The organism is Dehalogenimonas sp. NIT-SK1 (genome assembly GCF_055384165.1).
The window spans coordinates 1,212,877-1,226,963 of sequence record NZ_AP042352.1; the positions used below are offsets into that span (position 1 = coordinate 1,212,877).

Annotated in this window: 14 protein-coding genes; 6 read left to right on the top strand and 8 right to left on the bottom strand. The window is 48.7% G+C overall.

Annotated elements, in window-relative coordinates; translation table 11 throughout:
• From ACZ48S_RS06255 to pyk, 3 genes are all read right to left on the bottom strand, one after another.
• A complete protein-coding gene (locus tag ACZ48S_RS06255; protein ID WP_464211771.1) occupies nt 1-1,278 on the bottom strand; it encodes an ABC transporter permease in 1,278 nt (425 codons plus the stop codon).
• Entirely contained in the window at nt 1,275-1,952 is a 678-nt protein-coding gene (locus ACZ48S_RS06260; protein ID WP_464211772.1) for an ABC transporter ATP-binding protein, read from the bottom strand. The genes ACZ48S_RS06255 and ACZ48S_RS06260 overlap by 4 nt, the downstream gene beginning before the upstream one ends.
• 71 nt (nt 1,953-2,023) lie before the next feature.
• Nucleotides 2,024-3,454 (bottom strand): pyruvate kinase, encoded by a 1,431-nt coding sequence (gene pyk, locus ACZ48S_RS06265; protein ID WP_464211773.1) that lies wholly within the window; start codon nt 3,452-3,454, stop codon nt 2,024-2,026.
• Between the two features lie 151 nt (nt 3,455-3,605).
• On the opposite strand from pyk, the gene ACZ48S_RS06270 reads away from it, so the two are divergent.
• The 4 genes from ACZ48S_RS06270 (at nt 3,606) to ACZ48S_RS06285 (ending at nt 7,412) form a co-directional block, all read left to right on the top strand.
• Nucleotides 3,606-3,836 carry a hypothetical protein gene (locus ACZ48S_RS06270; RefSeq protein ID WP_464211774.1) on the top strand — a complete coding sequence of 77 codons (231 nt, stop codon included), beginning with the start codon at nt 3,606-3,608 and terminating at the stop codon, nt 3,834-3,836.
• A 141-nt stretch (nt 3,837-3,977) separates the two neighbouring features.
• A complete protein-coding gene (gene dnaN / locus ACZ48S_RS06275; RefSeq protein ID WP_464211775.1) occupies nt 3,978-5,108 on the top strand; it encodes a DNA polymerase III subunit beta in 1,131 nt (376 codons plus the stop codon).
• A gap of 188 nt (nt 5,109-5,296) precedes the next feature.
• Complete coding sequence (locus ACZ48S_RS06280) at nt 5,297-6,607, top strand: NfeD family protein (protein WP_464211776.1); 1,311 nt, start codon at nt 5,297-5,299, stop codon at nt 6,605-6,607.
• A gap of 94 nt (nt 6,608-6,701) precedes the next feature.
• Entirely contained in the window at nt 6,702-7,412 is a 711-nt protein-coding gene (locus ACZ48S_RS06285) for a slipin family protein (protein WP_464214576.1), read from the top strand.
• Nucleotides 7,413-7,487: 75 nt separating this feature from the next.
• On the opposite strand, the gene ACZ48S_RS06290 is transcribed toward ACZ48S_RS06285, so the two are convergent.
• The 3 genes from ACZ48S_RS06290 to ACZ48S_RS06300 form a co-directional block, all read right to left on the bottom strand.
• A complete protein-coding gene (locus ACZ48S_RS06290) occupies nt 7,488-7,763 on the bottom strand; it encodes a hypothetical protein (protein WP_464211778.1) in 276 nt (91 codons plus the stop codon).
• 156 nt (nt 7,764-7,919) lie between these two features.
• Nucleotides 7,920-8,384, bottom strand: a complete 465-nt coding sequence (gene mscL / locus ACZ48S_RS06295; RefSeq protein ID WP_464211779.1) for a large conductance mechanosensitive channel protein MscL — start codon at nt 8,382-8,384, stop codon at nt 7,920-7,922.
• Between the two features lie 37 nt (nt 8,385-8,421).
• Nucleotides 8,422-8,607: a YegP family protein gene (locus tag ACZ48S_RS06300; RefSeq protein ID WP_464211781.1), complete on the bottom strand. Its 186-nt coding sequence runs from the start codon at nt 8,605-8,607 to the stop codon at nt 8,422-8,424.
• Nucleotides 8,608-8,803: 196 nt separating this feature from the next.
• Here ACZ48S_RS06300 and ACZ48S_RS06305 point away from each other — a divergent pair, with 196 nt between their 5' ends.
• A complete protein-coding gene (locus ACZ48S_RS06305; protein WP_464211783.1) occupies nt 8,804-9,598 on the top strand; it encodes a patatin-like phospholipase family protein in 795 nt (264 codons plus the stop codon).
• Nucleotides 9,599-9,620: 22 nt separating this feature from the next.
• Here ACZ48S_RS06305 and glgA read toward each other — a convergent pair whose 3' ends face one another.
• On the bottom strand, nt 9,621-11,045 hold the full coding sequence (gene glgA, locus ACZ48S_RS06310; protein WP_464211785.1) for a glycogen synthase GlgA: 1,425 nt from the start codon (nt 11,043-11,045) through the stop codon (nt 9,621-9,623).
• A 50-nt stretch (nt 11,046-11,095) separates the two neighbouring features.
• Nucleotides 11,096-12,376, bottom strand: a complete 1,281-nt coding sequence (locus ACZ48S_RS06315) for a glucose-1-phosphate adenylyltransferase (protein WP_464211787.1) — start codon at nt 12,374-12,376, stop codon at nt 11,096-11,098.
• Between the two features lie 166 nt (nt 12,377-12,542).
• Between ACZ48S_RS06315 and ACZ48S_RS06320 the strand changes: the two genes are divergently transcribed.
• A complete protein-coding gene (locus tag ACZ48S_RS06320) occupies nt 12,543-14,063 on the top strand; it encodes a YifB family Mg chelatase-like AAA ATPase (protein ID WP_464211789.1) in 1,521 nt (506 codons plus the stop codon).
• Nucleotides 14,064-14,087: the final 24 nt, after the last annotated feature.

A 14,087-nucleotide genomic window follows, 5' to 3' on the forward strand; every position in this document is an offset into this window, starting at 1 on the left:
CTACTCATACCGCAATGCTTCCACTGGATCCAACCCTGCTGCCCGGTTAGCCGGATATAATCCAGCCAGCAGGCTTACGGCCGTAGTTAAAGCGATAACCCCGGGAACGAGCCACAACGGAAATGAGGTCAGTTCAAAGCCGGGGAAATCGGATAGAAAGGTCCTGGCTCCAATAAAATTAAGCACCTGTCCAGCTAGCAGCGCTAAACCGCCACCGACAGCACCTCCCATGAAACCCAGTGCCGCCCCCTCCATGGTAAACAAGGCCCGAATATTACCTCTAGTAGCTCCGACCGCCTTCATTACACCGATTTCGCGTGTTCGTTCATGAATAGCCATCAGCAGTGTATTAATAATACCGATAGCCGCCACTATAAGAGCGATTACTCCGAAGGCAGAAAGACCGATTTGAATAACGCTGAAAACACTGTTGATCTGCGCCAGTATATCCTCCGGAGTAGTAGCGGAAAAACCAAGGTCTTCCACGGCCTGTGAAACAACAGCTACCTGCTCTGGCTCGGTGGCTTTCAACTGTAAAAAATATCCTGGCTGAGACTCTGAATACATCAGTGGGTTATTCTGATAATACCTGGCCATATCTATGGCATCAGCCTGAGGTATGAGTAATTCAGCGCTTGAAACCTGTTTATCAATGACGCCGATAATAGAAAAATCATAGTCTCTGGATTCCAGCGTGTAAGCATTCTGCTTGCCAACATTCACCGTAACTGTTCGCCCGATAACATCACTCGCTTCTTCCCAGCCGAAAGCTTCAAGATAATTATAAGAAATCAAAGCAACCCCTCGGTCGCTGTCATTAAAACCGGAACCTTGGAAAAGCGGCCGAATAGCGGCTTCATATTCTGGTACACCGGAAACATTAACGGTGTAAATTTTATCACTGCCCTGTGGCTGAATATATCGGGCGGCAAAGTTAACCAGGTAATCCACCCGTTCCACTCCCGGTATAGCCTCTAAATTATTAATATCATCTTCCGTAAAGGGGTTTATAATAGTTGTTTCGGAGGTATCTATTTCATGCGGCATACCACCGCCGCCGAAATTGGACATATTACGGCCTGATGAGGCAATTACTGCTGTATCAGGAAAATTCAATCCAAATTGACTTACCACAAATGTCTGCAAACCGGAGCCCAGGGAAACAACCAGCGCCACCAGTAAAGCCCCGATAACTACCGCCAGTACCGTCAGTGAAGTACGCAGCTTGCGCCGCCAAAGATTCGAAAAAGCCATGCTCAATAATTCATTAAATTTCACGAATTTGTATCCTCAATAATCAACCCGTCGCGGAGATTAAGGACTCTCCTCGCTCTGCCGGCTAATTCAACATCGTGAGTAGCTACCAACAAGGTAATACCCTTATCCTTATTCAATCCGCCTAAAAGATCCATGATACGGCTGCCATTCACTGTATCCAGATTACCGGTCGGCTCATCAGCAACAATCAGACCGGGATCGGTAACCAGAGCACGGGCAATACTGACCCTCTGCCGCTCTCCGCCGGATAGTTGATTGGGTCGGTGGTCAGCACGGTGCTCCATGCCGACAATAGCCAGGGCTTGTCTGGCTCGCTCCAATCTCTCGTTCTTGCTTATACCACTGAAGATAAGCGGAATAGCCACGTTCTCCACCGCCGTATATGTTGGATGGAGATGGAAAGCCTGGAAAACAAATCCGATATTGCGGTTGCGGTAATTAGCCAGTTCCGCATCTGAAGCATTACTCAGGTTTCTGCCGTCAACAATAATACTTCCGCCCGAAGGTGTATCAAGCCCGCCTATTAGGTGCAGCAGAGTACTCTTGCCGGAACCGGAAGGGCCTACAAAAGCGGTGAACTCACCGTCATCAATCTCCAGGCTAACCCCGGCCAGGGCATGAACGGTTTCTCCCCCGAGCTGGTAGTCCTTTGTTAGGTCCTTTACCTGTATCATAAAAATCCAATCCTGTATAAGAGCAGGGGAATCTTGCTCTTGCTATTCATCTTTATGAGACCCCGGCCTTCTTATTCTACCTCTTGTACCTTGAGCAAATTGGTCGTTCCGGCTACCCCCAAAGGAACGCCTCCGGTAACAATTATCTTATCACCCGGTTTGGCTAACCTGAGTTTTTTACACAATCTGACCGCCGTTTTAAAAAGGGCGTCAACTGTCTTAGGGGTAGGTATTTGGCTGGCCTGCACTCCCCAGTTCAGCATCAGCCGACGGCAAATATCACCATTGGGCGAAATAGCCAGTATCGGTGCGCTGGGCCGGTATTTCGCTACCCGACCGGCGGTCGAGCCGGAGGAAGTAAAAGCTACGATAGCCGCGGCGTTAAGACGTCGAGCGGTAAGAATCGCATTATAGCTGATCATCTCTTCCGCCTGGTCGCTCAGCCATGAACCGCGTTCGGTTATCCATAAATCATAAGGCAGTGTTTTTTCAGTCTCTAACGCCACAGCGGACATCATCTGCACTGCCCTAATCGGGTATTTGCCTATGGATGTCTCCGCTGATAGCATCACTGCGTCACTACCGTCAAAAATTGCGTTGGCAACATCCGTCACCTCAGCCCGAGTAGGCCTGGCAGCGGAAATCATTGATTCAAGCATTTGGGTAGCGGTAATAACAGGCTTTCCGGCTCGATTGGTTTTATGAATAATTTCTTTCTGTACCAGTGGTAATCTTTCCAGCGGTATATCCACCCCCAGGTCGCCACGCGCCACCATGATACCGTCAGCTTCTTCCAGTATCGAATCAAAACCGGATACGGCAACCCCGCGTTCAATTTTGGCAATAATGGGGATATCAGCGTTACGTTTTTTTAATAATTTCCTGACCTGCTTGATATCATTAGCCCTGCTTACAAATGAGAGGGCAATATAATCAGGCCGTTGGTCCAATGCAAATTCAATATTACTTCTCAATTTTTCAGTCATGAAGGGCATACTGGACTTCCTGCCGGGGATAGCAATACCGCGTCCAGGTGTCAGAAGGCCGCCGATTACTACCCTGCATATAACATCCTCACCTTTAATCTCAATACATTCCAGTTGAAGCGCTCCGTCATCTAAAAGAACCATATCTCCCGGTCTGACGTCTTTGGGCAATGTTGGCAGATTAACTGAAACTTCTTTCTCATCACCCGGTAGCTGACGAGTAGTCAGGATGATTTGGCTGCCTTTAACCAAACGAACATTTTCTTCGGCCAAAGGCCCAGTGCGATATTTGGGACCGGGAAGATCAATAAGCACCGCCACTGCCGTCTTTAACCTTTTGGCTTCAGCGCGTACCAGCTTCACCTGCTCGGAATGTTCTTCCAGTGTACCGTGAGACAAATTAAGCCGGGCAATATTCATGCCCGCTCCGATCAGTTCCGAAAGCACCTCCGGGGAAGATGATACCGGACCAATAGTGGCAACTATCTTGGTGCGGCGGAATGTTTTGGTTTTCATTATTAAATTATCACACATGAACCGCCTCTGCTCAACATCGGATTTCGAGTGATATCTTCAGTGCGGTTTTTAATAGCAACATTTATATTCCCATATTGCACACAATGCTATAATATATGGTGTAATATATGAATATTAAAAAAGGCAGGTTATGTTAAAAAAAGGCGACCGCATATCCATATCCTATCGCACCGGCAAGGATGCCAACGGCAATTACATCATTGATACACTTCCCGACGCGGAAGTAGAAGAATATTCAGGCAGCATATTAAAGGTGCGCACCTTTGAACAGGTTCCCGGCCCAAATGGTGACGAAGTCGAAATCAAACACTTTACCTTCGACGTTAATTCACCTGAATTTGTCGGCGCTCTACCGGAATAAACAATATCCCCACCATGGCAACGGCTGCCGTGCATAATAAGCACCACGCCCAGCTAAATCAATTAAAAAAATGATTGCCACTCCGCCCTATGCGTTATATAATCATAGACCATTCGATTTTTAACCGGAGGAACCACCAATATGCGCTTATCTTGTCTTCAGGAAAATCTGGCCAAAGGTCTTAGTGTTGTAGGTAGAGCAGCCGCTACGCGCTCTACTTTACCCATAACTTCAAATGTACTGCTGACCACTGACGAAGGCCGCCTCAAGCTGGCGGCTACAAATTTGGAAATGGCGGTAGCCTGCTGGCTGGGGGCTAAGATAGAAGAGGAAGGCGCCACCACAGTGCCGGCTAAACTTATTTCGGAATTTATCACTTCGCTGCCTAATGATAAGGTTGAAATGGCATTATCAGCTAAAAAAATACTGACCCTTAAATGCGGCCGCTTCGAAGCCAGGTTATCGGGTGTGGACGCCAATGATTTCCCGCCAATCCCGCGGGTAGAAAACGGTATTAAAGCCAAAGTTGACGTAGCAGAATTCAAAAAAGGCGTCAGCCGGGTGGTGTTCGCCGCCGCCTCAGATGAATCACGGCCGGTGCTGACCGGTATTGACGCGGAATTTGATGGGAATGTACTGACACTGGCAGCTGCTGATGGTTTCCGGCTGGCAGTTTATAAAATCGGCCTTGCTGAACCGGTTGAGCAGAAAATTAAAATTATAATTCCCTCCAAGACAATGGCTGAGGTTTCTCGTCTCATCACCGATGCGGAGGAAAAACTAGACATAACCGTTGATACGCAGAAAAGCCAGATTCTTTTCAAAATGAAAAATATTGAGCTTGTTTCGCAGTTATTGCAGGGGGCATTCCCGCAGTATTCTCAAATTATACCTCAATCCCATACTACCAGGGTGGTACTTGATGTAGCCCAATTCCTGAGAGCTGCCCGTGCCGCCCAGATTTTCGCCCGTGACGGTGGCGGCATTGTCCGGTTGATCATGACCCCCGGCAGCGGAAAAACACCTGGCCGTCTTTCCATCACTGCCAGGTCAGAAGAAATTGGTGACGACCAGGCTGAACTGGATGCCGCTATCTCCGGAGAAGAAGCTAAAATAGCCTTTAATGGTAAATACCTGCTGGATGTATTGAGTGTATTGACTGAGGATCAGGTAGCTTTGGAGGTTACCGGACCATCAAGCCCCGGTGTTATAAGACCACTGGGAACGGATAATTATATTCATGTGGTAATGCCCATGTTCGTCCAGTGGTGACTAAATCGGAATAAGCTAATTAGGCGTCATCAATATTGCTATTTTTGATATCCTTATGATTATCTAATACGAGTATAGTCCTCTCAGATGAAGCGGCAACTGAAAGCATTACTTACTATCAGTGTGTTGATTCAGAGCAGGTAAACAAGTTTGCCCCCCTGCTATTTTCCGGTTATACTGATTTGGTAATGGCAAGAGCTTTAACAGCAGTTCGCCGAATCATCATCCTCATGCTTTTAATCACCGCTGCTTTTTCACTTTACGCTCCAGCTTCAGCAGCCAGCGGAAATATCACCCTACTCAATGTAAAAGGCACCATCAATCCGGTGCTGACCGATTATATTGAACGCGGGATTGACCGTGCTGAATCTCAGAGTTCAGCCTGCGTGGTAATCCAACTGGATACGCCCGGAGGGTTGGATACTACCATGAGGGATATAATCCAAACCTTTGACCGGGCCACGGTACCGATAGTTGTTTATGTTCCGCCAGGCGCCCGTGCGGCCTCGGCAGGATTCTTCCTGACCATTGCCTCAGATATTGCCGCCATGGCGCCGGATACGGCCATTGGCGCCGCCACACCGGTATCGTTGAGCGAAGACCTGTCCGAGGAGATGCAGAACAAGATAACAAATGACGCGGTCGCCTACGCGCGCGCGATTGCGACCACGCATAACCGGAATGCTGACTGGGCAGAATCAGCGGTTCGTGAGGGAGCCTCACTCCCGGCATCTGAGGCTCTGGGACAAGGAGTAATAGAAATAGTCGCCCAAGACTTTGGCGACCTGCTGAGTCAATTGGATGGATTCCAGTATCAGGACACCTCCGGCGATATGGCCACCCTGTCAACCGCCGGAGCGGAGGTGGCTGAATTCAGAATGACAGCCGTCGAATCCTTTTTGTACGCTATTGCTGATCCTAATATCGCCTATCTCCTGCTGACTCTGGCGATGCTTGGTATCGTGGTTGAGGTATTCAATCCCGGACTTATTATCCCCGGTGCTATCGGGGTTGTCAGCGGCATCACCGCCTTTTTTGCCATGGGCATGTTGCCGGTTAACATCGCCGGTGTTATCTTGATACTGCTCGCTTTCGCCTTGTTTATCGCCGAAGCCTTTACTACTTCATTCGGCCTGCTAACCGCCGGAGGCGCCGCGTCGCTGATTGCCGGGTCGTTGATACTGTTTAAAGAAGGAGGGCCTCTTTTTGAAGTGGATATTTGGCTGGTTATAACCGTAACCATTTTACTGGCAGCCGCGGTATTGTTGATCGGCGCCAATGTTATCAAGACCTACCGCAGAAAGGTAGCTACCGGACAGGAAGATATGGCCGGGCATAAAGCTGTTGTCAGAACTGCTCTAACGCCTAATGGCACCGTGTTTCTCGAAGGAGAAATCTGGTCAGCTGAACTGGACAATGGCAGAGCGGAACCAGGTGAGGAAGTAGTTGTCGTAAATGTGGAAGGTTTAAAGCTTAAAGTCGCCAAGAAAATTAATTAAGGAGGTTGTTATGCCCGAAGAAGGAATCACTTTCGGTTTCGAAGGTCTTATCCCGCTGATTATTGTCGCCCTGTTCCTGGTTACCATCATCAGCATGGCAGTAAAAGTAGTGTCTGAATACGAGCGCGGTGTGGTTTTCCGCCTGGGACGTCTCATAGACGCCAAGGGACCAGGACTATTCTTTCTAATTCCCTTTATCGACCGTATGGTCAAGGTAGATCTCCGCGTCATCAACATGGACGTTCCGGCACAGGAAGTTATAACCAAGGACAACGTAACCGTAAGGGTAAACGCTGTGATCTATTTCCGCGTGGTCGATCCCAAGTCATCAGTCGTCAAAGTAGTTGACCATATTCGGGCTACATCGCAGATTTCCCAGACCACCCTGCGTAATGTGCTGGGGCAATCCACACTGGATGAACTCCTGGCAGAGCGTGACAAACTGAATGACATTGTCCAGGGAATTATAGATACCCATACCGACCCCTGGGGCATCAAAGTCTCCACAGTGGAAATCAAGGAAGTTGAACTGCCGGAAACCATGAGACGCTCCATGGCAGCTCAAGCCGAGGCTGAACGTGAACGGCGCGCCAAGATCATTCATGCCGAAGGCGAATTCCAAGCAGCGGCCAAACTATCTGAAGCCGGCAGTATTATTTCCAAGGAGCCGGTAACGCTTCAATTGCGATATCTGCAGACCCTTTCAGAAATCGCCACCGAAAATAATTCCACGGTTATATTCCCCATACCCATAGACTTAATCAGTATGTTTATGAAACACCTGGAAGGTACCAAAAAAGAATAATTTTCGTTTAAACAAAACAAAAAGCGGCGGCCGTCCAGGAGTAAGAACCCTGTTACGGCCGCCGCAACTTTTTTACTACCGGCCTAGCTTCTCTCGATTGCGGTAGCCTCCGCCATAAGCACCCAGATCACCTAGAACCGCCAAAATCAGTAGTACAAGATCCAACCCGGTTATTCCACCAGAAAAAACCAGCACATAAGCCAGTGTTGTCCAGGGAAGCAAAATAAAACCAAGCACCGGAATCAGAAGAGAGTCAAATGCCTGTGACCATCGATTAGCATCAAACAACCACCAGACGATCATGGTTGCCCGGGGACCAACCAGCATAAGAAGCGCTACCAGACAACACATTATATTCCTCCTGATATCCGCTTTTTTTCATTCATATGATAGAAGATGAATAAACCTAAGTTCAACCTATCGGTTGAAGTGCCATTTTAGCTTTATGCCTCGTCTTAAAAGGGAGCAGGAGCATGCTATGGCTCCTGCTCCGACCATAACCGATATTTATTCTAATTGCGACGTGCAATTGGGGCAACGATATGCTTTTTTGGGGATGTCAGTCGCGCAAAAAGGACAACTTTTGGTAAGTGGTGCCGCTGCGGATTTCGCGTCTGCCGCTTTGCGTCTCTCAGCAATACGGTTGAGTGGTTTAACCACCAGGAAAAAGATAGACAGGGCTATCAGCAAAAAACTGACTATGGTATTGATAAAAACACCATAATTCAAAGTAACCGCGCCTGCTTCCGCTGCAGTGGCAAGCGAAGCGTAAGGACCGGGGACACTGCCCTCACTGAGCACAACAAACATATTGGAAAAATTCACATCGCCAAGCAGTAATCCTACCGGAGGCACTATCACATCCTTAACCAGAGAGTTAACGATAGCACCAAAAGCGGCGCCGATAACAATGCCGACCGCCAGGTCAACTACACTACCCCTCATGATAAAAGCTTTGAATTCTTTTAACATGTCATCGCTTCTGTTTAGAGCTATTCAACAGTTTGGTTCAATCCAGCGTGGTATCTTCTATTGCCGCTTTTGGTGCATTTTCCTTTACTGATTCAATTCCGTTTACCGCGCTGGCTTTTGCCTTATACCCCTCGGATACAGCAATCGTCTGACCGTTGCTGGCTATCAATCGAAATCGGAACTCTCCAGCTTTGTCTTTATAGAGTTGAAATTTAGCAGCCATGGTTGAACTCCTTTATTATGTAAATTTGATACCGGAAGCCCTGTTTGTCGCTGCTGCACCTCCTTGATTAAAATTCTGACTTGTTAATAAGATTACTCCAAGTTCCCGCCCATATCAATAGATATTTTTGTTATAAGCTGCCATTGACACCACGCGAGTGACATATATAATAATCAATTGACCGAGGTTTTTTTAAGTGATTAAAAATAAACTCAAAATCGGATTGGCACTGGGTTCCGGAGCTGCCCGGGGGCTGGCGCATATTGGTGTTCTCAGGGTCCTGGAGGACGAAGAGATACCGATAGACTACATTGCCGGAACCAGCGCCGGTGCTTTGATAGGTTCGCTTTACGCCGGCGGATTAAGCTCTGCCGAGATCTGTGATATTGCCGAACACTTGACTCTGGGTGAAATGCTGGATATAAAGCCTCCTAAAAGCGGCCTGATAGCTGGCAACAAATTCAGGGAATTCATGCGGAATTCCCTCGGTGATGTCCGTATTGAAGACATGAAAATACCTTATGCCTGCATTGCGACTGACATCATAACCGGAGAAGAGGTCGTCCTGAAGGAAGGCTCAGTCATTGAAGCTGTCAGGGCCAGCATATCAATTCCCGGGCTTTTCCAGCTTGTGAGGTGGCCAAACGGCCAATACCTGGTTGACGGCGCGGTTGTTAACCCAATGCCTGTCCAGGTACTGCGGGACATGGGGGCGGATAAAGTAATCGCGGTGAACGCTCTGCCGATTAAAAAAGAGGGGCGGAAAAACAACGATGAAGCGCCGGGCATATTTGAGATAATGCTGAATACCGTTGAAATATCGGCAACACATATGCTGCAGCACAGCCTGTCTCAGGCAGACTGCGTTATATCCGTAGATACCAGAGGATTCAAACCGTTTGATTTTAAACTCACCAGTGAACTGATGCAAAAGGGAATCACAGCAGCTAAAGATGCCTTGCCTGAAATTAAAAATATCTTAAATCTCTAATTTAATCCGAATCCGATCGCGCTTATATCAATTCCTGGTATATCTTAAGATATTCCCTCATTGACCGGCTCCATGAATGGTCAGCATTCATGGCTCGCCGCACAAGGTCCGTCCACCGGCTTTTTTGATGATAAAACTTAATGGCCATGGACAACCCTTCAGCCATGGACTTTCCACTATAATCGGGGAAAACAAAACCATTGCCTTCGTTATTGCTGTTATAAGGTTCAATAGTATCCGCCAGGCCGCCGGTCCGCCGGACAACGGGCACCGTACCATATCTCAAGGCATAGAGCTGGGTCAGGCCGCATGGTTCCCGCAGGGAAGGCATCAATAGTATATCTGATCCGGCAATAGTGCGATGTGCCAGGGGTTCGTCAAAACCGGTTTTCACCCCCACTCTATCCGGGAAACGTAGAGCCAGTCTATTAAAATAATCCTGGTAGTATTTTTGGCCGCTCCCTAGCAAAACAAACTGAAATTCACGATCCTCAAACAAGGCATCTCCAGCTTCCATTATCAGTTCCAGCCCTTTACCCTCAACCATCCGGGTTACCATGCAAACGAGTGGGACATCCGGTTCCGATTTCAAGCCGTATTCTGCCTGCAATGTTTTTTTACATTCCATTTTACCGGCCAATTCGCCTGCTGTGTATTGAAAAGGAATAAGCGGATCGGCCTCCGGATTCCAGGTACAGTAATCTACCCCGTTCAGTATTCCTACCAGGTCCCCAGACCTCTGCCTGAGTACGCCTTCCAGGCCAAATCCATACCCTTCAGATTGTATCTCAGCAGCGTATGACGGGCTGACCGTAGTCAGTCGGTCAGCTGCCACCAGACCGGATTTTAAATAGTTAATACGTCCGTAGAATTCGAAGGATTTCTGAAAAACATCCGAGGGCAATCCAAGATGAGCCCATTCGCTGTAATCAAACAAACCCTGGTAGGCCAGATTGTGCACTGTCAATACACAACGGCTGCCCGCCAGTTCCGGATATATCTCCGGCTGAGCTTTGAGCATGGCGGCAGCCGGAGAAGCCTGCCAATCATGGAGATGCAGAATACTACTCTCTTCCCTTCGAGCGACTTCTAAAACGGCTCGTGAAAAATAGGCGAACCTGGCAGCGTTGTCCGCGTAATCACCACTCGCGTCTCCATAGAGTCCTTCACGGTCAAAAAACTCATCCGCCCGAATAAAATAAACATTAAGGGATGGTGCCAGCGAATACCTGCACAGACAACCATTGACCCTGGGTCTATCAAAATTGAGGTCATAAACGGAATTAATACCATCTTTTTCAATAACAGACTCAATCACCCGCCGGTAAGCCGGCATCACCATGTTAATCTTTATTCCGTCGACTTCAGCCAGTTCCGCTGACAACGCTCCAACCACATCAGCCATGCCGCCGGTCTTGGCGAACGGTACAATTTCGGCGGAAGCCATGGTTATATTTAGCCGTTGGTTCAATTCAGAAAAAGTTTGTCCCGTAAAAATTAATTCGGAAAGTTCAGCTGTCTGGCGGCGGGTTCCGGTTCAATTATCGTTTTAGCCGGCAGTACAGTATTTTTAGGCACAACTACAATACCGTCCCGGACTACCCATTTGCTGTAATCAATATTGGTACCGCGGGGAAAAGATTTTATGGTGGTACCCGGGCCGATACTGACGTTCTTATCAATGATGGCGCCCTGTATATAGCAATGTTCCCCGATACCTAAAGGCACCTGTTCATGCAATGGCTCATACTGGTCAGCGCCCATGATAATGGAATCAGTAATAATACAACTCCGTTTTATCTGGCTTCTGACCCCCACCACCGAATGGCTTATGCTGGCAGACTTTATTTGGCAGCCTTCGGCAAGCATGACATCCTGCAGGTTACTGTCTTCTATGATGCAACCCGGTAGAAAACGGGTATGTGTATATATGGGGCCGCGCGGGTCATAAAAGCGAAACGGAGCATCCTGTCGGGTCAGTTCCAGGTTGGTATCATAAAATGACCTGATAGTTCCGATATCACGCCAGTAGTCGTCGAATTCATACCCATAAACATCCAGGTTATCCACCGCGTAAGGAATGACATCATTCCCGAAATCATCGAAATCCGGATACTGAGCCAGAATGTCTATCAAAACATCCAGCTTAAATGCGTAAATACCCATAGAACCCAGATAGCAATTATTCCGTTCCGGATAACTAACCATAGCCGCCTGGATTGCCGGTTCCTTGGGTTTTTCGCTGAAAGAAGTAAGTTTTCCGGTATGGTCGCATTTTAATACTCCAAAACGGCTGACCTCTTCACCATCAATAGGAATCACTCCGACGGTTATATCAGCTTGATTATTCCAGTGGAAATTAAGCATGCGGGAATAATCCATGCGGTACAGATGATCTCCGGCCAGTATAAGCACGTCACTGATACAGGAAGAACGTATCTGAGTTAATTGCTTCCTGACTGCATCCGCTGTGCCCTGATACCAGTCTTCATGATCATCGGTCTGTTCGGCTGCCAGTATTTCAACGTAACCGACGCCGAAAGGGTCCAGTTGATAAGTCTGACTTACATGGCGGTTGAGTGATGCGGAGTTAAACTGGGTCAGCACGCTGATGCGAAAAATACCGGAATTGATGCAATTGCTGATGGGAATGTCAATCAAGCGGTACTTGCCGGCTACCGGGATGGCCGGTTTAGCCCGATTGCGGGTAAGCGGATAGAGCCTCACTCCCCGACCACCACCCATAATAACCGCAGCTACATCTTTAATACTGGGCATCGGCATTCCTTTCTGGGAACCTTGCTTCAGTACGGTGGTATTTCAGGTTATTGTATATCGTTAACCGGTCAATAAACAAATTAGCCTTATAGCCCAATATTTATTGACCGGATTTGCCGTGCGGTTTGACACCTGCGTGTATTTATAGCTAACATTAGGCCACGCCATGCTTGCCCGCACCATGACCTGCGCCCTGCTCGGCCTCGAAGGCACCATCGTCGAGGTGGAGGTAGATATTGCTCCCGGACTTCCCTCATTCACCGTAGTGGGCCTGCCGGATACCGCCATCCAGGAATCGCGGGAACGAGTACGCGCCGCGGTGCGTAATTCCGGTTTCTTTTTCCCAATGAAGCGGGTGGTAGCCAGTCTGGCGCCGGCCGACTTCAAGAAAACCGGTCCAGCCTATGACCTGCCGATTGCCCTGGGTATACTCCTGAGTTCCGGACAGCTGAAAGCTGATGTATCAGGCATGGCTTTTCTGGGTGAGTTGTCGCTTGAGGGAAAATTGAGGCATACCAACGGCATCCTGCCGATGACGGCGCTTGCCTATCAGAACGGATACCGTAAGATAATCGTTCCGGCGGAAGATGCGGCTGAGGCTTCAATGGTTGAGGGGGTTGAAATAATCCCGATTGAAAAACTGGCCCAACTGGCTTTATTCTTGTCAGGCGAAATCGAAGCGCCGCAGGTCAGTAAAAACCCGGAACCTGCAGACCAGGAGATGCCGGACAATGGCATCAACATGGCCCATATAAAAGGCCAGGAACATGTTAAAAGGGCGCTTGAAGTGGCGGCAGCCGGTGCTCATAACGTGGTCATGTCCGGACCGCCGGGTTCAGGTAAAACAATGCTGGCTCGTGCCTTGACCACCATTCTGCCGCCGATGACCAACGAAGAAGCCCTGGAGGTCACCAAGATATTTTCGGTGGCCGGTACCCTGCCGCCGGGTACGGCACTGGTTAGAGAGAGGCCCTTCCGTTCGCCACACTACACCACTTCATCAGCTGGACTGGTTGGCGGCGGTCATATACCCCGTCCGGGAGAAATAACCCTCTCTCACCGCGGCGTATTATTCCTGGATGAACTGCCGGAGTTTGGCCACAATATGCTAGAAGTGCTGCGACAGCCATTGGAAGACCGCCTGGTTACCATCAGCCGTTCCCACGGTTCAGTAACTTTCCCGGCCAGCTTTATGCTCATCGGAGCTATGAATCCATGTCCCTGTGGCTATTACGGAGATTCGCTCAAGGAATGCCGCTGTGCTCCTTCACAGATAACCCGGTATCAGAATCGGCTGTCAGGACCATTCCTTGACCGGATTGATATCTTCGTTGATGTTCCCCGGGTGGACTATGATAAATTATCGGGTAACCATCGGGGAGAGAATTCCGCCGAAATCGCCCGTCGGGTTACCGCCGCAAGACAAATTCAAACGACTAGTTTTACCGGCAGCCGTCTGACGGCCAACAATGACATGACAGCAGCGGATATCAAGCGCTACTGCGGCATGGAAACGGCAGCGGAAAATCTGCTCCGGACAGCCATGCGGCAGCTATCATTATCAGCCCGGGCATATCACCGGACCCTTAAAATTAGTCGTACCATCGCCGACCTTGATGCGTCCGAAGACATCAAAACGCATCATATGGCGGAAGCCCTGCAATATCGGCCACGTTTAGGAACCTAGCATATTTGCCTCATAAGCGTTATT

Coding starts and splice junctions, on each gene's coding strand:
- ACZ48S_RS06260 (WP_464211772.1), bottom strand. CDS start 1,952: ATGATACAGGTAAAGGACCTAACAAAGGACTACCAGCTCGGGGGAGAA.
- pyk (WP_464211773.1), bottom strand. CDS start 3,454: ATGAAAACCAAAACATTCCGCCGCACCAAGATAGTTGCCACTATTGGT.
- ACZ48S_RS06270 (WP_464211774.1), top strand. CDS start 3,606: ATGTTAAAAAAAGGCGACCGCATATCCATATCCTATCGCACCGGCAAG.
- dnaN (WP_464211775.1), top strand. CDS start 3,978: ATGCGCTTATCTTGTCTTCAGGAAAATCTGGCCAAAGGTCTTAGTGTT.
- ACZ48S_RS06280 (WP_464211776.1), top strand. CDS start 5,297: ATGGCAAGAGCTTTAACAGCAGTTCGCCGAATCATCATCCTCATGCTT.
- ACZ48S_RS06285 (WP_464214576.1), top strand. CDS start 6,702: ATGGCAGTAAAAGTAGTGTCTGAATACGAGCGCGGTGTGGTTTTCCGC.
- ACZ48S_RS06290 (WP_464211778.1), bottom strand. CDS start 7,763: ATGTGTTGTCTGGTAGCGCTTCTTATGCTGGTTGGTCCCCGGGCAACC.
- mscL (WP_464211779.1), bottom strand. CDS start 8,384: ATGTTAAAAGAATTCAAAGCTTTTATCATGAGGGGTAGTGTAGTTGAC.
- ACZ48S_RS06300 (WP_464211781.1), bottom strand. CDS start 8,607: ATGGCTGCTAAATTTCAACTCTATAAAGACAAAGCTGGAGAGTTCCGA.
- glgA (WP_464211785.1), bottom strand. CDS start 11,045: ATGGCTTCCGCCGAAATTGTACCGTTCGCCAAGACCGGCGGCATGGCT.
- ACZ48S_RS06315 (WP_464211787.1), bottom strand. CDS start 12,376: ATGCCCAGTATTAAAGATGTAGCTGCGGTTATTATGGGTGGTGGTCGG.
- ACZ48S_RS06320 (WP_464211789.1), top strand. CDS start 12,543: ATGCTTGCCCGCACCATGACCTGCGCCCTGCTCGGCCTCGAAGGCACC.